Below are 23,178 nucleotides of genomic sequence, written 5' to 3'. Positions count from 1 at the left end.
TCATAATGAGGGAAAGGAGGATGAAGATGGAAGAACGCGTCATATCGGGGGAAGTATCGAATTATGATGAGCGTTTTGAACAATCGCTCAGGCCGCAGTTTCTGAGCCAGTATATCGGGCAAGAAAAAGTGAAGGACAACCTTGGTATTTTCATCGAAGCTGCAAAAGGGCGTAGTGAAAGTTTGGATCATGTCTTGTTGTATGGCCCTCCCGGTCTTGGGAAGACGACGCTTGCGACCGTCATTGCCAATGAGATGGACGTCAATGTTCGTATGACGAGTGGTCCTGCGATTGAACGTCCGGGCGATCTTGCTGCTGTCGTTTCGTCATTGGAACCGGGCGATGTGTTATTTATTGATGAGATACACAGATTGAACCGCTCAATTGAGGAAGTTCTGTATCCTGCAATGGAAGATTTCTGCCTTGATATTGTGGTCGGAAAAGGTCCTTCCGCCCGGTCCATCAGGCTCGACTTGCCTCCCTTCACGTTGATTGGTGCTACGACGCGTGCAGGGGCATTGTCGGCACCGCTACGGGACAGATTCGGTGTTCCGCTGCGTCTTGAATATTATGAAGTCCTGCCGCTGACAGAAATCGTGGTGCGCAGTGCCGGCCTGTTTGAAGTGGAAATCGACGAACGGGCAGCAAGAGAAATCGCTCGTCGTGCCCGTGGAACGCCGCGTATTGCCAACCGCTTGCTGCGACGTGTGCGTGATTACGCGCAAGTGAGAGGAAATGGCAACATTACGTTGGAAATGGCGGAGGAAGCACTTGAAATGTTGCAAGTCGATTCGCATGGACTAGATCATATTGACCATAAATTGTTGACCGGTATGATTGAACGTTTCCGTGGGGGACCTGTTGGCATCGATACGATATCTGCAAGCATTGGTGAGGAATCGGTGACGATTGAAGATGTCTATGAACCGTATCTTCTCCAAATTGGTTTTATCCAACGGACACCGCGCGGACGGATTGCAACACGCCTTGCTTACGATCATTTCGGGTATGTATTTCCCGAGGAGAACACACATTAATCTTAGAATAAAGGGAGATCATATAGCTGATGGATGTAAATGAATTCGATTTTGATTTACCAGAACGGCTCATCGCACAAACACCATTACAAGACCGGACAGCGAGTCGGCTAATGGTGCTTGAAAAAGAGACAGGGCATGTCGAACACCGGCACTTCCCGGACTTGCTCGATGAAGTCGAGGCGGGGGATATCCTCGTACTCAATGATACACGCGTGCTTCCAGCGCGTCTGATGGGTGTGAAAGAAGACACGGGGGCGACAATCGAAGTCCTGCTCTTGAAGGAAACGGGCGAAGATGAGTGGGAAACACTTGTCAAACCGGCGAAACGGATAAAAGTCGGAACGGTCGTCACATTCGGCGATGGCCGTCTGAAAGCGGAATGTACAGGCGTTTTGGAACAAGGCGGTCGTCTGTTCAAGTTTCAGTATGAAGGTATTTTCTATGAGATCTTGGATGCGCTCGGTCAAATGCCGTTGCCGCCTTATATAACAGAAACATTGGACGATCAGGATCGCTATCAGACGGTGTTTGCGAAAGAACGCGGCTCGGCCGCTGCGCCAACAGCTGGGCTCCATTTCACGGAAGAAATCTTGGATCAATTCCGGGAAAAGGGTGTCGACGTCGCCTTCATCACTTTGCATGTCGGCTTAGGGACATTCCGTCCGGTCAGCGTGGATTCTGTTGAAGCGCATACGATGCATGCCGAATATTATTACGTCACGGAACAGACAGCCGCCACCATCAACCAAGCGAAGGAACGAGGTGGAAGGGTGATAGCAGTCGGCACGACTTCCGCGCGGACATTGGAAACGATCGCTTCGGCGAATGAAGGGAAAATGGTCGCTACAAGTGGATGGACGTCGATCTTCATCTATCCGGGCTATACGTTCAGCATCGTGGACGGGCTTTTAACCAATTTTCATTTACCGAAATCGACATTGCTGATGCTTATTTCGGCGCTTTCCAAACGAGAGCATATTCTTGCGGCATACAAACAGGCAGTCGATGAAGAATACCGTTTTTTCAGCTTCGGTGACGCCATGTTCATTAAACCTCAACAAAGAAAGGAATCAAACTAATGGCAGCCATTACTTACGAACATATTAAAACGTGTAAACAGACCGGAGCGCGTCTTGGAATTGTCCATACGCCACATGGCTCTTTCGAGACACCTGCTTTCATGCCGGTCGGGACACAGGCGACGGTCAAGACGATGTCGCCGGAAGATTTGAAAGCGGTCGGGGCAGGCATCATCTTGAGCAATACGTACCACTTATGGTTGCGTCCCGGTCACGAAATTATCAAAGAGGCGGGCGGTTTGCATACATTCATGAATTGGGACCGTCCGATTCTGACCGATTCAGGTGGCTTTCAAGTTTTTTCATTGAGCGATTTCCGGAAGATTGAAGAGGAAGGCGTCCATTTTAGACATCATCTAAACGGAAGCAAACTGTTCCTCAGTCCGGAAAAAGCGATGGAAATCCAAAATGCGCTCGGTCCGGATATTATGATGGCTTTTGACGAATGTCCGCCATTTCCAGCGACCTATGATTATATGAAAGCGAGTGTCGAGCGGACTTCCAGATGGGCCGAACGTTGTCTTACAGCTCATGCACGTCCGAACGATCAAGCCTTATTCGGTATCGTGCAAGGAGGAGAGTTTGAGGAATTGCGCAAGCAAAGTGCAAAAGACCTCGTATCGCTTGACTTCCCGGGTTATGCAATCGGCGGATTATCGGTCGGCGAGCCGAAAGATATCATGAATCGTGTATTGGAATTTACGACACCGCTCCTGCCACAGGACAAACCTCGTTATTTGATGGGGGTCGGTTCACCTGATTCGCTTATTGATGGTGCGATTCGCGGGGTGGACATGTTCGACTGCGTATTGCCGACACGTATTGCACGAAACGGTACATTGATGACGAGTGAAGGGCGCTTAGTTGTCCGCAATGCGAAATTTAAGAATGATTTCCGTCCGCTTGACGAAAACTGTGATTGCTATGCGTGTAAAAACTATAGCCGGGCTTATATCCACCACTTGATCCGTGCAGAGGAGACGTTCGGCATCCGCTTGACGACGTATCATAATCTACATTTCCTTCTTCATTTGATGGAACAAGTGAGGGAAGCGATCCGTCAAGATCGGTTAGGCGATTTCAGGGAAGAGTTTTTCGAAAACTACGGTTTCAACAAACCGAATGCAAAAAACTTTTGAATCTTGTATAATGAATCTTGATTGAAAGGGGGATGAAAAATGGAAGGTTTAGCAGGACTGTTGCCGTTTGTGGCAATGTTCGCTGTAATGTGGTTCTTGCTCATCAGACCGGCGCAAAAGAGACAGAAAGCGACGAAAACGATGCAAAGCGAATTGAAACGCGGAGACAATATCATTACAATCGGTGGACTTCATGGAACAATCGATGCGGTGGATGAAACGTCCGTATTTATTAAAGTTTCAGATGGAACAAGATTACAATTTGAAAGACAAGCAATCGGGCGAGTTGTAGAATAATTGTAAGCACAAGAAAAGGCGATCATCTTGTCAGGATTTTCCTGGTAGGACGACCGCCTTTTTTGGCGTTTCGGAAGTGCTCAAATTTCGCTTGCCTATTGGATTTACAACAAATCGGGTATAGTCCGTAAATGATCAAGGGTATCCTACTTGAAAAAGGGGGATGTAGATGCACGATTTGCTTATTATCGGTTTCCGTACAGTATTACTTTACGTGCTCATCTTGATCATCTTGCGAATTATGGGAAAACGGGAAGTCGGCGAACTTGGGGTGATCGATATTGTTGTTTTTGTCTTTTTAGCGGAGATTGCTGCATTCGCAATTGATTCCCCTGACCAGAAACTCATTCAATCGATTGTTCCGATGTTCGTCTTGCTCGTGATTCAATTGATTTCGTCTTTTTTATCATTGAAGAGTAAGAAATTTAGGGATCTTGTAGACGGTGATCCGACGTTGATTATAAAAAATGGGAAAATACTTGAAAGTGCAATGCGGAAACAGCGTTATAATCTTGATGATCTCTTCCAACAACTTCGTGAGCAGCAAATCGGTTCTGTACATGAGGTGTCCGTGGCTTATTTAGAGCCCTCAGGAAATCTATCTGTATTCAAACATGCCGATGTCCAACCGGCTCTTTCCTTGATTGCGGATGGAAGCGTTCAAAAGCGGCATCTTGAAATTAGTGGGAAAACAGAGCAATGGCTTCTGGAACAACTTCAATCTCAAGGCGTGTATGATGTGAAGACCGTTTTTTACTGTACATTTGAAGAGGGGAAGTTGAGATTCCAATTGAAAGAAGATGCTCAATGATGCTTCATCAATCTTCTGAACAAAAATAGATCGCCTTTTTTCACTTGCCCCGTCAGGATAAGCGCAACGAGGAGGAAGAGCGTTGTAATGACACATTCCGTTAACAAGCCGTAATTTCCGATAGGCAGGAAGATCGGTCGCATAATACATGTTGCGATAAAGGCGGCATAAGGTAAGGCGAACATGGAAAAACCGGTGCCCGTTGATCGGTTTTTCCGAAGCGTCGCGATATGCAGGAACGATGTGACGAGAACCCCGAAACCGATTGCGAGTACAGCGCCCGTTTCCTGAAGTCCGGGCTGGGAAGCAAGGACGAACATGACGCCGAGTTTCGCGATTCCTCCATAGATGGAGTTCATCATCCCGGCTTTGGCATCTCCTGTCGCTTGCAAAATCGAATACAGTGGACTTTGGATATAATAAAAGAAAAAAACAGGGGCCAGCAACGTCATATACGAAGCGCCTTCCGTGACGTGGAAAAGCTTTTCTGCCAACGCCTGTCCGTGGATATAAAAAACCGCCGCGGCAAATGCTCCCGTCAAGGCTGATAATCGAAGCGACAAATGGATCCGTTCCCGCAACTTTTTTATGTTATGCGCAGCTGCAGCCCCACTGACAGCCGGTATAAGGACAACCGACAACGCATATGGGATGAATGATGGAAAGAGCAATAAGGGCACGAGGACGCCCGAGATAACGCCATAGAGCGTAGTGGCCGCAACAGCTGTCACCCCTGACATCGCCAATGCACGCAAAAAGATGATCGGTTCAAGAAACCAGGTGAAGGATCCAAACAAGCGGCTGCCGGAAGCAGGGAGCGCGATGGATAAGATGGGCTCCATCGGATAGCGTGGCTGCTTTTTCTGTTCTTTTGGCACATGCCTTTTCTTCTGCTGGTATTTGAACAGTAGATACAAGACGGAGACCATTTCCGCCAATAATGTGATGGCCATTGCATACGCAGCGCTGAGTGCCGTATTTTCCGCAACGAGTAGTGTGGGCAACAGCCAGGTGATCAATGCGATACGGACAAACTGTTCGATAATTTGAGACCATGCTGTTTCTTCGATACGGGCGATCCCTTGAAAGTAACCCCGGATCAATCCACCGATGGCTGCAACCGGGATAATGGCAATCCCGACATACAATGTTGTGGCAGATGCCGCATTCCCGAGCAGCGTCCCGGATAGATAGGGTACGAAAAGAATTGAGACAGGGATGAAAACAGCCCCGGTCAAAACCGTGATAAACGTGGAAGTTCTCATCACGGAAGGTAGTTTCACGGATTGCCCTTTCGCATCGAGTTCAGCAATCACTTTCGCAACGGCAATCGGCACACCTAATTGGACGAGCGAGAGGAAAAAGATGAACGCCGGGTATGCGGTCATGTAAATTCCTACCGCCTCTTCACCCGCAACCCGCATGAATTGGATACGATAGACGAACCCCAAAAGTTTTGTGAGGAAGACTGCGACCATGAGGACGACCGTTCCGCGAATGAATGAAGACAAAGTTAAACAACTCCTTCCTAAATACAGTCAATTCATATACACTAAACGTATGCTTACGTAATCGTACTTAGGACTGTTCATCTTCAGTCAAATGAAAGGAATGGAAACGATGACACTTCAATTCGAACAACGATTCATCCAAGTGTTGCCAGCGGTTGAAAGTAAAAAGAATGAATTCCATCTATACGGCTATTCTACCGTCACCGAGGAAGAGATTTGGGCGTATTGCATTCGGAAAAAATGGCGGAAAAAAGATGTCGGGTCGATGAAACTTCATGAAATTGTCAATAGTATCTTCCAAATTACTCCAGCAGAATTCATGACGTATACTCAGATTGAAGAACAGCGGGGCTCCGATTGGTTCTCCGACTTGAATAGTGAAGAACTGCAAATTCTTCTCTCACCACAAAAACAGGAAAATAAGTTATGATAAAGAAACGCAAGTTCATTTGACACATGGATGACCGTGTTTCATAATGGACGTATTGCGTTTTTGGCATGTACATAGCTAGTTGTTGTGCCGCTCCACATAAAGAGGGGGAAATAGAATTATGAAAAGAAGAGGACGAATCGTTGCGTTCCTATTATTGCTTGTCGTGTTTGCCGCGACAATCGGGACGACGACCAATCCGATATTGAAAAATGTCAAACTCGGTCTCGATTTACAAGGAGGCTTTGAAGTTCTTTATCAAGTTGAAGAATTGAAGAAAGGACAACCAATAACGGAAGAAGTCGTTGCCGATACAGCAAGTGCGCTGTCCAGACGGGTTGACGCGATCGGGGTCAGTGAACCGATCATCCAAGTCGAGTCCGGAAACCGGATTCGTGTCCAGTTAGCGGGCGTGGAAGACCAGGAATCGGCACGGGAAATGCTGTCCACTCAGGCAAATTTAACGTTCAGAGATGCGGATGATAACATCATTCTGGACGGAAATGACCTGAAAGAAGGCAAGGCGAAGGAAGGGTTCAGTGACACGAATAGCCCTGTCGTTACGCTGGAAATGAAAGACCCGAAAAAATTCGGTCAAGTGACAACGGAAATTTCCAGTAAGCCTGCGCCGGATAATGTGCTCGTCATCTGGCTCGATTTTGAAGAGGGTGTAGACTCCTATAAAGAAGAAATGCTCAAACCGGATCCGAAATTCGTTTCAGCACCACGCGTTCAGTATCCGATCAATTCCTCCAATGTGGAAATTTCAGGTTCATTTACATTGGAAGAAGCGAAAGACCTGGCCGGAATTCTGAATGCGGGTGCATTACCGGTCCATCTTGAAGAAGTATACTCGACTTCTGTCGGTGCACAATTCGGTGAGCAGGCATTGAATAAGACGGTGTATGCGGGGATTATCGGTATCGCCCTCATCTTCCTTTTCATGCTTGTCTATTATAGAATACCTGGATTGGTGGCCGTCATTACGCTATCGGTTTACATCTATCTCATCTTGCTTGTATTCACGCTCATCAATGGCGTCCTGACATTGCCGGGTATTGCGGCATTGGTGCTCGGGGTCGGGATGGCCGTCGATGCAAACATTTTGACATATGAGCGTATCCGAGAAGAATTGCGTGTCGGCAAGTCGGTGAAGGCGGCGTTCCAAGCTGGAGCGAAGCAAGCCTTCACAGCCATATTGGATGCCAACCTGACAACCATTTTGGCAGCAGTCGTCCTCTTCGTTTACGGGACAAGTTCTGTTAGAGGATTTGCACTGATTTTGATTATCAGTATTCTCGCAAGCTTTATAACAGCTGTCTGGGGAACACGTTTGCTGCTCGGTCTTCTCGTCAATAGTGGAATGCTCGATGGGAAACCGGGACTGTTCGGCATTTCGAAAAATAAGGTCCATGCTCCGGAAGAAGGCGTGGAAACATTGGAATTGTCGACGAAATTTGATCGTTTCGATTTCGTTGGTACTCGTAAAAGATTTTACAGTCTGTCGGCGGTTTTACTTGTCGTGGGCATAATTATGCTTGCAGTTTTCAAATTGAATCTAGGTATTGACTTCTCCAGTGGGACACGTGTGGAAGTCTTATCCAACGATCCATTGACTGAAGCGGGACTGCAAGAACAATTAGAGGAAATTGGACATCCTACAAGCGATATCGTCATTTCAGGCGAAACGGGCAATATTGGCGTTGCTCGGTATAAGGAGGAGTTCAGCCAGGCTGAAGTCAATAAAATAAAAGCGGAACTTGCTGCTGTATATGGGGCCGATCCGAATATCTCGACCGTATCATCGACAGTCGGTAAGGAGCTTGCAAAAAATGCATTTTACGCACTCCTTTATGCTGGGCTTGGTATTCTCCTCTATGTAGCATTGCGTTTCGAATGGCGTATGGGTCTGGCGACTGTCATCGGACTTGTCCATGATGTGTTCTTTATGCTGGCGATTTTCAGTATTTTACGGTTGGAAGTGGATATCACCTTCATCGCTGCTGTTCTGACAATTGTCGGTTATTCTATCAACGATACGATTGTCACATTCGACCGGATTCGAGAAAACTTGAATCGTCGGGGTACGATCAATGATGTGGCGGAGCTTGCAGACATTGTCAATAAATCTCTTCGTCAAACGCTTGGTCGTTCCGTCAATACAGTTTTGACGGTCATCTTCGTTGTTGTGGCAATGATCTTAATGGGTGCCGAGGCCATCCGCCCATTCTCAATCGCCTTATTGATCGGATTAATCGCAGGGACTTACTCTTCCATCTTCATTTCAGCTCAAATCTGGTTTGATTTGAAAAAGCGTGAAATGAAAACGAGAGGTACTATTAAAGTGGATCAAGAGAAGAAACAATGGGGTTCAGACGAGCCTGTTGTCTAATAGGTTTGGTATCAGTGTAGAACAGGGTATAGTTATGCTATATCCTGTTCTTTTTCATGATAAGGAGGTCATACGGTGAAATTTCAGTGGAATTTATTATTTGGACTTTTATTTGCGATTGTGATCGCCTTGTTTGCCATCGTCAATGTCGAGGCAGTTAAAGTGAATTATATTTTTGGGGAAGCGCAATGGCCATTGATTCTGGTCGTTTTAGGTTCCGCTTTCCTTGGTGCCATCATTAGCATCTTTGTAGCGATGTTCCGCTCGGTTCAGTCAAAGCATCGGCTGAAAGAACTTCAAAAAGAAATGACGGCAAAGGAATTGACCATTGCGGCGCAACAAAATGAGATTGCGGAATTGCAAAAACAGAATGCCCGTCGTGCCGAAAATACTCCAGTGACAGAAAAACTGGCGGAATGACGCGCAAAACACCTTCTATATACCGATGAAGGTGTTTTTTCTATTGTTGGAGCAATTGGAACTTCTTCTGCCGCTTTCAGATACCGAATTGATTCGTTATAATGAACGTAAGGATGTGAAAGATTTTGATACAATCAATGAAAAGATGGACGGTGGAAAGGCCTGACATGCAAATCGTCGAAGCGTTGACGAAAGATGTTGGCATTTCCACCGTCCAAGCGAAAATACTTGCGGCAAGAGGGATAACGGACCCAATTGAAGCGAAAAATTTCCTATATATGACAGAGTCGGCTATGCATGATCCATTTTTATTTCATGATATGGATAAGGCGGTCAAACTGATTAAACAAGCGATTGCGGCTGATAAGAAAATTGTTGTCTATGGTGATTATGATGCCGACGGTGTGACGAGTGTAACGGTGCTGACGACCGCCTTGGAACGTCTCGGAGCAGATGTATCCTTTGCCATTCCCGATCGTTTTGAACATGGCTATGGTCCGAATAAAGATCTTTTCCAAGAGCTGTATGCCCAAGGCGCGTCTCTCATCATTACAGTTGACAATGGAATTGCCGGTAACGATGAAATCGCATTTGCCAAAACGCTCGGCATGCAAGTGATTGTGACGGATCATCATGAAATCGGAGAAGTGCTGCCGGCTGCGGATGCGATTATCCATCCACGCCATCCTGAAGGGAATTACCCATTTGGAGAACTGGCCGGTGTCGGAGTCGCTTTCAAGCTTGCCAGTGCGCTTTTAGAAGGACCTCCGCAAGACTTGATTGAGGTTGTAGCGATCGGGACAGTCGCCGATCTTGTTCCGTTGCAGGGGGAGAATCGATATTTTGTCAAAGAGGGAATTCGACGGATGCGGATTTCCAAAAGGCCTGCCATTCAAGCACTTACGAAAATCTCCGGGACGGATCAAAGAACACTGGATGAGGAATCGATAGGCTTTATGATCGGGCCCCGTTTGAATGCGGCAGGCCGTCTTGGCGACGCCTCTCCAGCGGTACATCTACTCAAATCGGAAACTATGGAGCAAGCACTTGCACTTGCTTCGGAATTGGATGAGCTGAACAAAGAAAGGCAAGCGCTCGTTTCTGCCATTCATCAGGAAACGGAAGACATCATTGCCACAACCTACGGCACGGACATCCCGCTTGTCTTCGTCATTGCTGCAGAAGGGTGGAATGCAGGCGTGATTGGCATTGTCGCTTCCCGTATCACAGACAAATATCACCGTCCGACTATTGTCCTTTCGATTGACGAAGAGAAAGGGATTGCAAAAGGGTCTGCCCGAAGCATTCCAGGCTTCGATCTGTTCGCAGAATTGTCGAAATGCGCACAGTTGCTTCCGCATTTCGGCGGTCACCAAATGGCGGCAGGCATGTCCCTTGAAGTTTCAAATATCGATTTGCTGCGTCAACAACTGAATACACAGGCGGAAGAAGTATTGACCGATGACATGCTTTCTCCTGAACTGCTCATTGATGTTCCGCTTACGATAGATGAAATTGATGTGGAAGTTCTGGAATCGTTGGAATTATTACGTCCATTTGGCATATCGTTTGAAAAGCCGAATTATCTGTTGGAAGACCTATCCGTTAAATCCTTCCGGAAAATCGGAGCTGCCAAAAATCATTTGAAATTGGAATTGGCAGATGGGGAACTGTCGCTAGATGCCATTGGTTTCGGTATAGGCCATATCGCCGATGAACTGACGCCTGCCATTACATTGTCGGTAGCGGGCGATTTGCAAGTGAATGAGTGGAACGGGCTTAAAAAGCCGCAATTGATGATTGGAGATATCCGGTCGGATGAATGGCAGTTATTCGATTTAAGGGGAGTCCGCGAACCTTCCAGATGGTTGCCATCCATTCCGGTGGAGCATACGTCGTTTGTTGCATTTCACGAGCGGACGGTCACGCAGTTCCAATCTTCATTGAAAGGCATTGCCATCGATATTTACGGACGCCGACCTGTAACAGAAGTGAAAAATCTGGTTCTTTTGGATATTCCGGAGGATGAAAAGGATTTGCAACAATTGGTTCTAGCGGCAGCGCCAGATCGGATTTATGCCCATTTCCATGCACCGGAATCGGTCTATTTCGATGGACTTCCGAGCCGCGAACAATTCGGCTGGTACTACAGTTTCTTGAAAAAGCGCGAAATATTCGATCTGTCAAAGAACGGTGAACTGCTGACGAAGCATAAAGGCTGGAAAAAAGATTCGGTAATTTTCATGTCAAAGGTGTTTTCTGAACTTGGATTTGTTAAGATAGAAGATGGTTTTGTTTCCATTGTGGAAACGACAGGGAAACGGGATCTTTCCGAAGCCCCGTCTTATCAAGCACGCGCACGTCAGATGGAGCTCGAAAAAAATTTGCTCTATACACCCCATTTGGAATTGAAAAGTTGGTTCGACGCAGTCCTTAAGGGCACTGTCGACAGGGAGGAACATCAATGGATTTAAAAAATTATGTGACGATTGTACCGGATTATCCGAAAGAAGGAATTAGTTTTAAAGATATTTCGACGATCATGGATAATGGAAAAGCTTATAAATACGCGACAGATGAAATCGTTAAATACGCAAATGAAGTCGGTACAGATATTATCATCGGTCCCGAAGCGCGCGGATTCATCATCGGTTGCCCGGTGGCGTATGCGCTGGAAGTCGGCTTCGCTCCTGTACGCAAACCAGGGAAACTGCCGAGAGAGACGATTAAAGTCGAGTATGACTTAGAGTATGGCACGGATACGTTGACCATTCACAAAGATGCCATCAAGCCTGGACAGCGTGTACTCATTGTCGATGACCTGCTCGCTACAGGTGGGACGGTCGGCGCTACGATCGAACTGGTCGAGAAACTCGGCGGTGTCGTTGCTGGATGCGCATTCATCATCGAATTGTCCTATTTAAATGGCCGTGAAAAACTAAAAGGCTACGACATGAGAGCATTGATTCAATACTAATGAGAAATAAGTCCTCCGCATTAGAGCGGGGGATTTTTCTCTATCTTACCCCTTTACATCTTTATGCTTTTATACATACAATAGAAGTATTATCATTTTTTTTTGCGGAAAGAGTCGAAAGGAGTAATAACATGGCGAAAAATCGTGACATGACAGCGGAAGAGATATTTTCACTGGTCTCTTCTTATATGAATGCCGAGCATGTCGAATTTATCAAAAAAGCATACGAGTCTGCAAAATCCGCTCATGAAGGCCAGTTCAGAAGCTCAGGTGAGGCTTACATTCTTCATCCTGTCCAAGTTGCGGGTATTCTCGCTCAATTACAAATGGATCCTTCGACGGTGGCTGCGGGTTTTCTGCACGATGTGGTGGAAGACACGGAAGTCAGCAGGGAAGATATCATTCGTGAATTTGGAGAAGAAGTGGCGTTACTTGTCGATGGAGTTACGAAACTTGAAAAGCTGAAATATAAGTCCAAAGAGGAAAAACAAGCGGAAAACCATCGGAAAATGTTCGTGGCCATGGCACAGGATATCCGTGTCATTCTAATAAAATTGGCGGACAGGCTTCATAATATGCGGACTTTGAAACATGTGCCGGAAGAGAAACAGCGTCGTGTCGCAGCTGAAACATTGGAAATATTCGCTCCGCTTGCTCATCGTCTCGGAATCTCCGCCATTAAATGGGAGCTTGAAGATACGGCATTGCGTTATTTGAATCCGCAACAATACTACCGGATCGTCAATATGATGAAACGAAAAAGGGTCGAACGTGAAAATTACTTGGAAAATGTCATGGAGCAAATCAAAGAGGAAATCGGCTCGATGGACATCCAAGCCGATCTCTCAGGCCGCCCCAAACATCTGTATTCCATCTATCGGAAGATGATTCTCCAAAAGAAAGAATTCAACGAGATTTACGATCTTCTCGCTGTGCGGATTCTTGTTTCCAGTATTAAAGATTGCTATGCAGTTCTTGGGATCATCCATACGCTTTGGAAACCGATGCCGGGCAGATTCAAAGACTATATCGCCATGCCGAAACAGAATCTGTATCAGTCATTGCATACAACGGTTGTCGGACCAGCGGGTGATCCGCTTGAAGTGCAAATCCGGACGGAAGAAATGCATAAAATTGCCGAGTTCGGTGTGGCTGCACATTGGGCTTACAAAGAAGGGAAATCGATTTCAGACCGGCCAAGCGATATCGATTCGAAACTGACTTGGTTCAGGGAGATCCTTGAATTCCAAAATGAGTCATCCAATGCGGAAGAATTTATGGAATCATTGAAATTCGATTTGTTTTCGGATATGGTCTACGTCTTTACACCTGACGGGGACGTGCTGGAGCTACCAGCAGGATCGGTCCCGATCGATTTTGCCTACCGTGTCCATTCCGAAGTCGGAAACCGAACCATCGGGGCGAAAGTGAACGGCAAGATGGTCCCGCTTGATGCCGAGTTGGTGACGGGGGACATCATTGAAATCTTGACGTCGAAGCAATCATTCGGACCGAGCCGCGATTGGTTAAAGATTGCTAAGACCTCTCAAGCGAAAAATAAAATTCGTCAATTTTTCAAGAAACAGCTACGTGCGGAAAATATTCAAAAAGGCCGGGAAATGATTGAAAAAGAAGTGAAAGCACAGGAGTATGATCTCAGGGAAGTGCTCACAGCTGAGAACATTAACCGGACGGTCGAGAAATTCAGTTTCACTTCAGAAGAGGACATGTATGCGGCAGTCGGCTTTAGCGGCATCACTGCTCAACAAGTCGTCAACCGCCTTGCAGAAAAAATGAGACGTGAGCGGGAAAAGCAAGATACAATCGACAAAATCGTTTCGGAGATAAATTCCGCCTCTTCCACGAAAATGACGGAGTCGGGCGTCATCGTGAAAGGGATCGAAAATCTGTTGATTCGTTTATCCAAATGTTGCAATCCCGTTCCAGGCGATCAAATTGTTGGATTCATCACGAAAGGGCGCGGTGTGTCCGTTCACAGATCCGACTGCCCGAATATCACTACGTGTGAAAATGAGGAAGATGATCGTCTTATCGATGTGGAATGGGCAGTCGGTCCGTCCACTTCGAAGAAAGAATTTCATGTGGATATCGAAGTGTCCGCATTCGATCGTCAAGGTGTCTTAAATGAAGTGATGATGGTCATTGCTGATATGAAAACGCCGATTGTTGCGGTCAACGGCAAGATGGACCGGGATAAGATTGCCCGCATTCATCTGACGATTAAAATAACAGATATTGCACATTTGCATCGAATTGTCGATCGGATTAAGCAAATTCGTGACATCTATTCCGTGCAGCGTGTGATCAATTAAGTCGGAGGTAGAGTAGATGCGAGTCGTATTGCAAAGATCGGGTCCCGCAGCGGTCCGTGTCAACGGCGAAGTGACAGGGCAGATCGACAAAGGGTATGTGTTACTTGTAGGCATCACACATACGGATACGGAGAAAGATGTGGATTATGTTGCAAAGAAAATCGCTGGTCTCCGTTTGTGGGAAGACGAGGAAGGGAAGATGAACCGCTCCATCGACGAGGTGGGCGGTGACATTTTATCAGTTTCTCAGTTTACGTTGTATGGGGATACGAAGAAAGGTAGACGTCCTAGTTTCATTGAAGCGGCGAGACCGGAGCACGCGGAACCGTTATGGAATTATTTCAACCGTAAATTAGAAGAAGAAGGGTTGGCCGTACAAACGGGCATCTTCGGCGCCATGATGGATGTCGAACTCGTAAATGACGGACCTGTGACAATCATTGTCGAATCAAAATCATGAAAAAGGGCTGTCCAGAAAGTCGATTGTTACTGACTTTCCGGACAGCCTTTTCTTCGTTTCAGATTCACGCTGATCGTGGATAAAGCCTTATTTCAATCTTCCACGTTAAAATAGTTGAGAAGCCCTTGGTAAATGCCGTGGGAGGCTTGTTCGCGGAACATATCCGTCGTCACAGCCCGTTCTTCTACAGAGTTGGATAAAAATCCGAGTTCAATCAAAATAGCGTTTTGTCTGTTTTCACGCAACACTAGGAAATCGCCAGGTTGTGCCCCGCGGTCTCGTAGACTAACAGAGGAGGCTAGTCCATCATTCACGGCTTCAGCCAGTTTCCGCTGACGCGGATGGGTGTAATAGGTTGTAAACCCTGTCACAGATGTATCGGGGTTTGCATCGTAATGTACACTGATGAAGGCATCTGCATTCGCATGATGGCTGACATCCACCCGTTTTCGTAACGGAATATACGTATCCGTTTCTCTTGTCATCACCACGTCCGCGCCGGCAGCTTTTAACTTGGAAGCTAATCGTTCAGAAGTAAGCAACGTGATGTTCTTTTCGTCGGTGCCCCGTGCGCCGGTCGTCCCGCGGTCATTGCCGCCATGGCCGGGATCAATGACGATCGTCAGCCCTTTTAATGTGCCTGGTACCCGCGCTTTTTTTTCTTTCATGACAGGCTCTGTTGTGACCGATGTTTCATCGGTGGAAACGACCCAGTTAGCGACAAAGGCCGAGCGTCCAGATGCCAAAGCGATTTCATACCAATCCCCATGGTCTTCAAGGATCGGGAACCGTTCACCTGCATCTGCACGCGCGACGATTTGTGAAGAAGTCGTCGCTTGTTCTCGGATGTTTGTCCCATCGGTGAGAATCGTCACGTTTCCGTTTTTCGGTTCATCGGTTGCCTGCTGGGAGGCTGTCGATAGAACCCCGTGGAACGTATAGACCCAACCTTGTTGTTTGTTTCCAAATGCAATGCGTACCCAATTGCCATCGATTTCTTGAATAGCATAGGATTCACCCCGATGGATAAGACCGATCCGTTTGGATGATAAGTCCGCTTTTTTCCGGACATTCAGCGCGTCAACCGCAACAGTGAACGTCGCTGCCGATGCTGATTGTTCTTTTGCCGTTGTAGCAACTACTGGACTTTCTGATTGTGAAATATAATCTGTATGTACCCAGCCAGTAATGCCTGCGTATGAAATGGAAGCCCATTCGCCATTCTCGCCGGTCATCGTCGCCTCATCACCGGCATCCATCCGTCCCAAAACCGCGGAACCAACGGAGGGTGCAGACCGGATATTCAATTGGTTGACTTGTGAAACGACGGTCTTCGCTGTACCGGATGTCCGATTGTCAGCAGACGTGAGCCATGAGGCAATCCAGCCATTCTGGATTTTCAACCAATCCCCATCTGTTGCAAGCACTTCGACACGGTCTCCATTTTTCAGCGATCCTGTCACAGCATATGTCAGGCCGGGACCTGAACGGATATGGAGCGAATCCACCTCTACAATAACGGCCTCCGTATTTGCATATGTTTTAGGGATCGCCGGGAAAAGACTTAGTAAAAGAACACAAGCAATTATCCATTTTCCCCACTTCAACAAATAATCCACCTCCATTATCTCCATTGTAAAATTTTTTCGGAGAAAAAACTATAATACATTACGCCTAGGCGCAATTACATCCAAATTTTGAATCGAACTTGAAGTCTACAGGATGTAGATCATATAGAGATGAAAGTCTTTTGCTGAATAAAGATAAATGAAAAAGGTTGACACATTGCGAACGAATCATTAAGATAATGGTTGATTGACATTGTCATTTGCAATTTCGATGAATAAACAACTATGCTGAAGACATGGAAAGTATTTGTAAAGTTGGCTGACAAGAGAGGGACGGACGTGGCTGAAATCCATCCTACAGACAGTTACAAGGAAAAACACCATCGAGGCTCCGTGCTGAACGAAACTCATTCAGTAGGTGCGGACGGAACCGGCCGTTATCCGGGTGTTGAGTGGGCGTATCTATTTGCGCCAATCTGGGTGGAACCGCGGAAGCTACATAGGCTCTCGTCCCTTGCATAGGCAAGGGATGGGAGCCTTTTTTGTTGCTATGGAAAGGAAGGAGAATTGGAATGAAGTTCAAAGTGCCTAGAGGGACACAAGACATTTTGCCATCCGAAACATGGAAATGGCAACAAGTCGAAAAAATCATTGACGAACTATGCGATCTATATCGCTACAAAGAAATCCGTACACCGATCTTTGAGCAGACGGAATTATTCCAGCGTCTCGTAGGGGATACGACAGATGTCGTCCAGAAAGAGATGTACACATTTACGGATAAAGGCGATCGCTCTTTGACATTGCGTCCTGAAGGAACGGCACCTGTCGTCCGTTCGTTCGTGGAAAACAAAATGTTCGGTTATCCGGATCAGCCAGTCAAACTTTATTATACAGGTCCGATGTTCCGCTATGAACGCCAGCAGGCAGGGCGCTATCGCCAATTTGTCCAATTTGGTGCAGAAGCGATCGGCAGTGCAGATCCGGCCATCGATGCTGAAGTGATTGCACTCGCGCTCGATGTGTACAAGCGTGCAGGTTTGAAGCACCTGAAGCTCGTGCTCAATTCTCTCGGGGATACGGAATGCAGAACTGCGCACCGAAAAGCGCTCGTTGCCCATTTCGGACCGCATATCGGCGAATTTTGCACCGACTGCCAATCGAGGTTGGAAAAAAATCCATTGCGCATCCTGGACTGTAAAGTGGATCATGGTCATCCATTAATCGCATCGGCACCGTCACTGGCGGATTATTTGAATGAGGAATCAGCCCGCTATTTTGAAGATGTGAAAAGCTGTCTGGATAACCTCGGCATTGAATATGAAGTCGATGCGAACCTCGTCCGTGGTCTTGATTATTACAATCATACGGCTTTTGAAATCATGAGCACGTCGGACGGATTCGGTGCCATTACGACATTATGCGGCGGTGGCCGTTATAATGGTCTCGCTGAAGAAATCGGGGGACCGTCTGCACCGGGTATCGGCTTTGCCATGAGTATCGAGCGTTTGTTGCTCGCTATGGAAGCGGAAGGGAAGACATTCCAGGAAGAACCGGCCCTAGATGTCTATATTGTGACGCTCGGGGAACAGGCACGCCAGCCAGGCTTCAAACTGCTCGGCGAATTGAGAGCGGCAGGCATCCGGTCGGAAATGGATTATATGGACCGCAAGATGAAAGCGCAAATGAAATCGGCTGACCGACTGCAGGCACAGATGGTGATACTACTTGGGGAAGACGAAGTGGCAGAAGGCGTCGTGCAGTTGAAAAATATGGCGAACGGGGAGCAAGTGAAAGTCCCGGTTGCCGAACTCATCGAAAAAATGAAAGAAACATTGTTAGGATAAAGAGAGGCGGAGAAAAGCAATGCAACGGACACATTATTGCGGCGAATTGACAGAACAAGTAATCGGAGAAACAGTGACACTGAAAGGTTGGGTTCAGAGAAGACGGGACCTTGGCGGCCTTATTTTCGTCGATGTGCGGGATCGTACAGGGATTGTCCAAACGGTTTTCAACCCGGATATTTCACAAGAAGCATTGGAAATTGCGGAAAAACTTCGCAATGAATATGTTGTCGAAATCAACGGGAAAGTGATCGAGCGGGAAGAACAAACGAAAAATCCGAAACTGAAAACGGGAGCTATCGAAATCCAAGTAGCATCCGTTGAAATCATCAATGAGGCGAAAACACCGCCGTTCATGATTGAAGATGAAACGGATGTAGGCGAAGACATCAAATTGAAATACAGATACTTGGATCTCCGCCGTCCACAACTGGCACGGACGTTCAAAATGCGTTCGGATATTACAAAAACAGTCCGAAATTTCCTAGATGACGAAGGATTCCTGGAAGTGGAGACACCGATCTTGACAAAATCGACACCGGAAGGGGCGCGTGATTACCTCGTACCGAGCCGGGTGCATGAAGGTGAGTTTTATGCGTTGCCGCAATCTCCACAATTATTCAAGCAAATGTTGATGGTATCCGGTTTTGACCGTTATTACCAAATCGCTCGTTGTTTCCGTGATGAAGACTTGCGTGCTGATCGTCAGCCGGAATTCACACAAATCGATATGGAAATGAGCTTCATGTCTATGGAGCAGATCATTGAATTGAACGAACGTTTAATGCAAAAAGTGATGAAAGATGTCAAAGGGATCGATGTTGAAGTTCCATTCAAACGAATTCCTTACGACGAAGCGATGGCACGTTTCGGTTCGGATAAACCGGACACGCGTTTTGGCATGGAGCTAATCGATATCTCCGAAATCGCTCAAAACTCTGGCCTCAAAGTATTTACAGGCGCTATCGAAGCTGGCGGACAAGTGAAGTTGCTTAATGTCAAAGGGGCAGCGGACAGCTATACACGGAAAGAAATCGATGGTCTAGCGGAATTCGCGGCCATTTATGGAGCAAAAGGCTTGGCTTGGTTGAAAGTCGATGAAGAGGGCTTGAAAGGTCCAATCGGCAAGTTCTTCCAAGACGAAGCAGGCGAAGCATTGAAAGCGGCGGCAGATGCAGAAACCGGAGACTTATTACTCTTCGCTGCAGATAAGAAATCGGTTGTGGCAGATGTGTTAGGCGCACTTCGTACGAAACTTGGCAAGGACCATAACTTGATTGACGAGTCCAAGTTCAATTTCCTTTGGGTGACAGATTGGCCATTGTTCGAGTACAACGAAGAAGACGGGCGCTATTATGCGGCGCATCACCCGTTCACGATGCCTGCTGATGTCGAGGAATTGGTTACAAGCCCGGAAACGGTCAAAGCACAAGCGTATGACCTCGTTTTGAACGGCTATGAATTGGGTGGCGGTTCCCTTCGAATTTATCAACGTGATGTGCAGGAAAAAATGTTCAAAGCGTTAGGATTCACGGACGAGTCTGCACGTGAGCAATTCGGCTTCCTACTCGACGCGTTCGATTACGGAACACCTCCACATGGCGGGATTGCATTCGGCCTTGACCGGATCGTCATGTTGCTGTCAGGTGCAACCAACTTACGCGATACGATCGCATTCCCGAAAACGGCAAGTGCAAGCTGCTTACTAACAGATGCACCTAGCCAAGTGGATGACCGTCAACTAAAAGAGCTAGGCATTCAAACTTTATTGTAATCATCTATGCGAAGTTGAGAAAAAGGGCCAAGTATGGCGCTGGGAAGCTAGAGTCATGAATGAATTGCTAAGACGTCTAGCGCCCCATCTAAAGGCGCAAACCTCGACTTTGAAAGATTATTCTGAAATTTATTCTAGTAAAATCGTTGAACTGCTCTTTGATTTGTGATAGGATACAGTTAATACAAATCCTGAGGTGTTCGTCATTTGCCAATCAGTTTTGACCGAACATTCTATCGTCGGGAGTCTGCGTTTCGATTTGGATGACATGCCTTTCACAAGGACTTCAAAAGAGTTGAACAGGGCACCCACCTGCTGAATTTGCAGGTTCAAAACGATACTACAAAGACGGCACATTCGGGATTTGTCTTTTAATGGAAAATCACCCCTCTCTCGTATATATACGGAGAGGGTTTTTATTGGGAAAATGGAAGTTATTCAAATGAGGAAGGCGGAGTTAGTTTGTTGCACCAATTTTCACGAAATGAGTTAGCAATTGGTACGGAAGGTGTAAAACGGATGAAAGACACTACCGTCGCCATTCTTGGTGTTGGCGGCGTCGGTTCGTTCGCTGCAGAAGCATGTGCAAGAAGTGGGATCGGACGCATCATCCTTGTGGACAAGGATAATGTCGATATTACGAATGTCAATCGTCAGTTGGTCGCATATTTGTCAACAGTCGGCCGCTCCAAAACGGAAGTTATGCAAGAGCGAATCGCAGATATTAATAAGGACTGTGAAGTCATTTCGCTCCATATGTTTTACACGGAAGAGACTTATGAAGAATTCTTCAGCTATGCGCCGGATTATGTCATTGATGCGTCGGATACGATCAGTTACAAAATTCATTTGATCAAAGAATGCGTGGCTCGTGGCGTTAAAATCATTTCGAGCATGGGTGCTGCCAACAAATTGGATCCGACCCGTTTCCAAATTGCCGACATATCGAAAACGCATACCGATCCAATTGCGAAAGTCATCCGCCTCCGATTAAGGAAAGAAGGCATTCGTAAAGGTGTTCCTGTCGTCTTTTCCGACGAGAGCCCGATCGTTGTTAGGGAAGATGTTGTCGGCACGGTCGGTAAACCGGACGCACAAATCCGGAAGGCCAAAATGCCACCCGCCTCCAATGCATATGTTCCATCCGTTGCTGGCTTAGTATGCGCCAGCTGGGTGATGAATGATATCGTCTCTGATATCCACATCGAACGAGTAAAGGACAAAAAATAACAAAAAACAGTGCACTTCGCGCTCCAATAAAGAAATAGGAAATTAGTAAAAGCTGCCTATCGTTTTCTATAGGCAGCTTTTGTCGATTTTTATTAAGCATGTCCCCAAAAAGCATGTTAAACTAGTTGCATAGATACCTTGCAACTTACTAGCTAAAATAACGTCTTGATGTTGAAGCGGTGTGCAAGATGGATAAGTGGGAAATAGAAAGGAAGTTTCAATGTGAAAAAAGTGTTAAATGGGATGATCATCGGTCTCATCGTACTCCTTCTAGCGGCATGTGGCAGTGCCCAAGCGAATGAGACGTTAACGGCGCAGGATGTCTACGAACGAGCGAAAGAGGCTTCCAGCAAACTGAAACAAGTTCGCACCACTGTCGTTTACGAGGATTTTTGGAGGACGACTGTGCCAGATGAAAGAATGAGTGTGAAATACGAAATGACATCGGATGCTCAACTTCAGCCTGATCTATTCAAACAGCGGGTCAATGTCAATCAGCTCGGTGAAAAATCATGGCAAGCGGATGTCTATAAAATGAATGATCGTCTCTTCATTAAAAAAGACGGGGAATCTGAAATGGAAGAAGCGGTTTCCGGTTCCATGACGGAACTGTTCGGAACGATGATCGCCGCTGTGAACCCAACATTGGATTTTACCATTTTTGAGTCGTTTGCGGATGATTTCGAGCTGGAGAAAATCGACTATGGTTATCGTTTGAAATTGACACTTTCAAGAGAGCAGTATAAAGAATTCAGAAAGCAGATGTTGGCGGAAGTGACGGAAGAGGCATTGGCTGAAATCGAGGATGAATATCCATTGATCAATAAGTTTGAAATGGAAATCAGCATCGATGGTTTGACATATTTCGTCTCCAATTTCAAAATGACGCTGGATACGACAGCCTACTCGACAACCAAAATCGATGGCAATTCCCATCGGGTCAAACAGAAAATAAATGCCGGCTATAGCCGATTCAATGACGTCGAAACCGTTAATCTTCCGGCCGCAGTACAGGAAGCGGCTGTACAATAAAGGAAAAAACCTCCCATTTTGATATGCACCCCGAAAGTTAGAGTCAAAATCTAACTTTTGGGGTGTTTTATTATGGCTAAATATAGTGAATCTTTTAAACTGATGGTTGTACAGGAATACCTTGCCGGTCCGCTTGGCTATAAACTTCTGGCGCGCAAATACAACATAAAATCACATAAACAGATTTTGAATTGGGTGAATGTATACAAGAATCACGGCGAAGACGGCCTTGTCCTGAAGGAGAAAAAAGAAGTTTATTCTGTTCAATTTAAGCTGGATGTACTAAGCTTTATGAAAAGGACAGGCGCTTCGCAGAATGATACGGCCCATCACTTTGGTTTGACCAACCCGCCGATGATTTCTTCATGGAAGAAAAAATTCCTTGAAGGTGGAGCTGAAGCCCTGGACAAACCGAGAGGACGGCCACCCATGACGAATAACGCAGAGAAGAACATTAAGAAACTTCAAAAAGACAGTGAGATGACACGTGAACAAAAACTGGAACGGGAAAACGAACTCCTTCGCTTGGAGGTCGAGTACTTAAAAAAGTTGCGGGCTTTTCAGATGGATCCGGATGCCTATCTCGAAAAGCACAAGCAGCGTTATCATTCGAACTCAAAGAAAAGTTCCAACTGAAGGACATACTGCTGGTCGTTGGCATCCCTGAATCTTCCTATCATTATCATATCAATCGACTGCAGGCAGTTAACCCTGATCAGGAGTTGGAAGAGGAGATTCAATCCATCTTCGAGGAGAACGCTGGAAACTATGGCTACAGACGGATTCAACTAGAGTTAGAGAACCGGGGCATGCGAGTAAATCACAAGAAAGTTCAGCG

At 46.5% G+C, this 23,178-nt stretch carries 20 protein-coding genes, 1 other RNA gene, 1 pseudogene and 1 other annotated feature; of the genes and pseudogenes, 20 read left to right on the top strand and 2 right to left on the bottom strand.

The window, feature by feature from the left end; all coding sequences use genetic code 11:
* The first annotated feature begins 26 nt into the window (after nt 1-26).
* The 5 genes from ruvB to MHZ95_RS16980 all read left to right on the top strand — a co-directional run bounded on the left by ruvB (nt 27) and on the right by MHZ95_RS16980 (nt 4,366).
* The gene (ruvB, locus tag MHZ95_RS17000) at nt 27-1,037 is read left to right on the top strand and encodes a Holliday junction branch migration DNA helicase RuvB (protein ID WP_239391986.1); all 1,011 of its coding nucleotides are present in this window, start codon (nt 27-29) and stop codon (nt 1,035-1,037) included.
* 29 nt (nt 1,038-1,066) lie between these two features.
* Entirely contained in the window at nt 1,067-2,119 is a 1,053-nt protein-coding gene (queA, locus tag MHZ95_RS16995) for a tRNA preQ1(34) S-adenosylmethionine ribosyltransferase-isomerase QueA (protein WP_239391985.1), read from the top strand.
* Nucleotides 2,119-3,258 (top strand): tRNA guanosine(34) transglycosylase Tgt, encoded by a 1,140-nt coding sequence (gene tgt / locus MHZ95_RS16990; protein WP_239391984.1) that lies wholly within the window; start codon nt 2,119-2,121, stop codon nt 3,256-3,258. The genes queA and tgt overlap by 1 nt, the downstream gene beginning before the upstream one ends.
* Nucleotides 3,259-3,297: 39 nt before the next feature.
* A complete protein-coding gene (gene yajC, locus MHZ95_RS16985) occupies nt 3,298-3,555 on the top strand; it encodes a preprotein translocase subunit YajC (protein ID WP_239391983.1) in 258 nt (85 codons plus the stop codon).
* Nucleotides 3,556-3,724: 169 nt separating this feature from the next.
* On the top strand, nt 3,725-4,366 hold the full coding sequence (locus MHZ95_RS16980; protein ID WP_239391982.1) for a DUF421 domain-containing protein: 642 nt from the start codon (nt 3,725-3,727) through the stop codon (nt 4,364-4,366).
* On the opposite strand, the gene MHZ95_RS16975 is transcribed toward MHZ95_RS16980, so the two are convergent.
* Nucleotides 4,360-5,877, bottom strand: coding sequence for a putative polysaccharide biosynthesis protein (locus MHZ95_RS16975; RefSeq protein WP_239391981.1), 1,518 nt, complete (start codon nt 5,875-5,877; stop codon nt 4,360-4,362). The two genes, MHZ95_RS16980 and MHZ95_RS16975, sit on opposite strands and share 7 nt — an antisense overlap.
* 109 nt (nt 5,878-5,986) lie before the next feature.
* On the opposite strand from MHZ95_RS16975, the gene MHZ95_RS16970 reads away from it, so the two are divergent.
* The 8 genes from MHZ95_RS16970 to dtd all read left to right on the top strand — a co-directional run bounded on the left by MHZ95_RS16970 (nt 5,987) and on the right by dtd (nt 14,889).
* Entirely contained in the window at nt 5,987-6,307 is a 321-nt protein-coding gene (locus tag MHZ95_RS16970) for a post-transcriptional regulator (protein ID WP_239391980.1), read from the top strand.
* Nucleotides 6,308-6,428: 121 nt separating this feature from the next.
* Nucleotides 6,429-8,699, top strand: coding sequence for a protein translocase subunit SecDF (gene secDF / locus MHZ95_RS16965; RefSeq protein WP_239391979.1), 2,271 nt, complete (start codon nt 6,429-6,431; stop codon nt 8,697-8,699).
* A 75-nt stretch (nt 8,700-8,774) separates the two neighbouring features.
* Nucleotides 8,775-9,119, top strand: a complete 345-nt coding sequence (locus MHZ95_RS16960; RefSeq protein ID WP_239391978.1) for a LapA family protein — start codon at nt 8,775-8,777, stop codon at nt 9,117-9,119.
* Nucleotides 9,120-9,162: 43 nt separating this feature from the next.
* Nucleotides 9,163-9,285 (top strand): hypothetical protein, encoded by a 123-nt coding sequence (locus MHZ95_RS20900; RefSeq protein ID WP_255726823.1) that lies wholly within the window; start codon nt 9,163-9,165, stop codon nt 9,283-9,285.
* Nucleotides 9,245-11,593 (top strand): single-stranded-DNA-specific exonuclease RecJ, encoded by a 2,349-nt coding sequence (gene recJ, locus MHZ95_RS16955; protein WP_239391977.1) that lies wholly within the window; start codon nt 9,245-9,247, stop codon nt 11,591-11,593. The genes MHZ95_RS20900 and recJ overlap by 41 nt, the downstream gene beginning before the upstream one ends.
* Nucleotides 11,584-12,096, top strand: coding sequence for an adenine phosphoribosyltransferase (locus tag MHZ95_RS16950; RefSeq protein WP_239391976.1), 513 nt, complete (start codon nt 11,584-11,586; stop codon nt 12,094-12,096). The genes recJ and MHZ95_RS16950 overlap by 10 nt, the downstream gene beginning before the upstream one ends.
* 131 nt (nt 12,097-12,227) lie before the next feature.
* A complete protein-coding gene (locus MHZ95_RS16945) occupies nt 12,228-14,429 on the top strand; it encodes a RelA/SpoT family protein (RefSeq protein WP_239391975.1) in 2,202 nt (733 codons plus the stop codon).
* 16 nt (nt 14,430-14,445) lie between these two features.
* The gene (gene dtd, locus MHZ95_RS16940) at nt 14,446-14,889 is read left to right on the top strand and encodes a D-aminoacyl-tRNA deacylase (RefSeq protein WP_239391974.1); all 444 of its coding nucleotides are present in this window, start codon (nt 14,446-14,448) and stop codon (nt 14,887-14,889) included.
* Nucleotides 14,890-14,981: 92 nt separating this feature from the next.
* Here the strand turns inward: dtd and MHZ95_RS16935 are convergent, their stop codons facing one another.
* Nucleotides 14,982-16,499 carry an N-acetylmuramoyl-L-alanine amidase family protein gene (locus tag MHZ95_RS16935; RefSeq protein WP_239391973.1) on the bottom strand — a complete coding sequence of 506 codons (1,518 nt, stop codon included), beginning with the start codon at nt 16,497-16,499 and terminating at the stop codon, nt 14,982-14,984.
* 240 nt (nt 16,500-16,739) lie between these two features.
* Nucleotides 16,740-16,975 (top strand) — a binding site (T-box leader).
* Nucleotides 16,976-17,029: 54 nt separating this feature from the next.
* Between MHZ95_RS16935 and hisS the strand changes: the two genes are divergently transcribed.
* From hisS to MHZ95_RS21025, 7 genes and pseudogenes are all read left to right on the top strand, one after another.
* Complete coding sequence (hisS, locus tag MHZ95_RS16930) at nt 17,030-18,304, top strand: histidine--tRNA ligase (protein WP_239391972.1); 1,275 nt, start codon at nt 17,030-17,032, stop codon at nt 18,302-18,304.
* 19 nt (nt 18,305-18,323) lie between these two features.
* Nucleotides 18,324-20,078, top strand: a complete 1,755-nt coding sequence (aspS, locus tag MHZ95_RS16925) for an aspartate--tRNA ligase (RefSeq protein WP_239391971.1) — start codon at nt 18,324-18,326, stop codon at nt 20,076-20,078.
* Nucleotides 20,079-20,263: 185 nt separating this feature from the next.
* Nucleotides 20,264-20,446, top strand: a non-coding RNA gene (ssrS, locus tag MHZ95_RS16920) — 6S RNA.
* 94 nt (nt 20,447-20,540) lie between these two features.
* A complete protein-coding gene (locus MHZ95_RS16915) occupies nt 20,541-21,308 on the top strand; it encodes a tRNA threonylcarbamoyladenosine dehydratase (protein ID WP_239391970.1) in 768 nt (255 codons plus the stop codon).
* 222 nt (nt 21,309-21,530) lie between these two features.
* Nucleotides 21,531-22,340, top strand: a complete 810-nt coding sequence (locus MHZ95_RS16910; RefSeq protein ID WP_239391969.1) for a DUF6612 family protein — start codon at nt 21,531-21,533, stop codon at nt 22,338-22,340.
* Nucleotides 22,341-22,412: 72 nt separating this feature from the next.
* Nucleotides 22,413-22,976 (top strand): helix-turn-helix domain-containing protein, encoded by a 564-nt coding sequence (locus tag MHZ95_RS16905; RefSeq protein ID WP_239391968.1) that lies wholly within the window; start codon nt 22,413-22,415, stop codon nt 22,974-22,976.
* An 83-nt stretch (nt 22,977-23,059) separates the two neighbouring features.
* A pseudogene (locus tag MHZ95_RS21025) lies at nt 23,060-23,178 on the top strand (IS3 family transposase); the annotation flags it as partial.

It is taken from the genome of Sporosarcina sp. ACRSM (genome assembly GCF_022346545.1).
Taxonomy (GTDB): domain Bacteria; phylum Bacillota; class Bacilli; order Bacillales_A; family Planococcaceae; genus Sporosarcina.
Note: the sequence above shows the minus strand (reverse complement) of the source record. Positions and strands in the feature narration are given on the sequence as shown.

What these genes read in the sequence shown, in the direction of transcription:
- aspS (WP_239391971.1), top strand. Translation starts at nt 18,324, where the DNA reads ATGCAACGGACACATTATTGCGGCGAATTGACAGAACAAGTAATCGGA.
- MHZ95_RS16945 (WP_239391975.1), top strand. Translation starts at nt 12,228, where the DNA reads ATGGCGAAAAATCGTGACATGACAGCGGAAGAGATATTTTCACTGGTC.
- MHZ95_RS16980 (WP_239391982.1), top strand. Translation starts at nt 3,725, where the DNA reads ATGCACGATTTGCTTATTATCGGTTTCCGTACAGTATTACTTTACGTG.
- MHZ95_RS16970 (WP_239391980.1), top strand. Translation starts at nt 5,987, where the DNA reads ATGACACTTCAATTCGAACAACGATTCATCCAAGTGTTGCCAGCGGTT.
- ruvB (WP_239391986.1), top strand. Translation starts at nt 27, where the DNA reads ATGGAAGAACGCGTCATATCGGGGGAAGTATCGAATTATGATGAGCGT.
- MHZ95_RS16905 (WP_239391968.1), top strand. Translation starts at nt 22,413, where the DNA reads ATGGCTAAATATAGTGAATCTTTTAAACTGATGGTTGTACAGGAATAC.
- yajC (WP_239391983.1), top strand. Translation starts at nt 3,298, where the DNA reads ATGGAAGGTTTAGCAGGACTGTTGCCGTTTGTGGCAATGTTCGCTGTA.
- tgt (WP_239391984.1), top strand. Translation starts at nt 2,119, where the DNA reads ATGGCAGCCATTACTTACGAACATATTAAAACGTGTAAACAGACCGGA.
- queA (WP_239391985.1), top strand. Translation starts at nt 1,067, where the DNA reads ATGGATGTAAATGAATTCGATTTTGATTTACCAGAACGGCTCATCGCA.
- secDF (WP_239391979.1), top strand. Translation starts at nt 6,429, where the DNA reads ATGAAAAGAAGAGGACGAATCGTTGCGTTCCTATTATTGCTTGTCGTG.
- dtd (WP_239391974.1), top strand. Translation starts at nt 14,446, where the DNA reads ATGCGAGTCGTATTGCAAAGATCGGGTCCCGCAGCGGTCCGTGTCAAC.
- hisS (WP_239391972.1), top strand. Translation starts at nt 17,030, where the DNA reads ATGAAGTTCAAAGTGCCTAGAGGGACACAAGACATTTTGCCATCCGAA.
- MHZ95_RS16950 (WP_239391976.1), top strand. Translation starts at nt 11,584, where the DNA reads ATGGATTTAAAAAATTATGTGACGATTGTACCGGATTATCCGAAAGAA.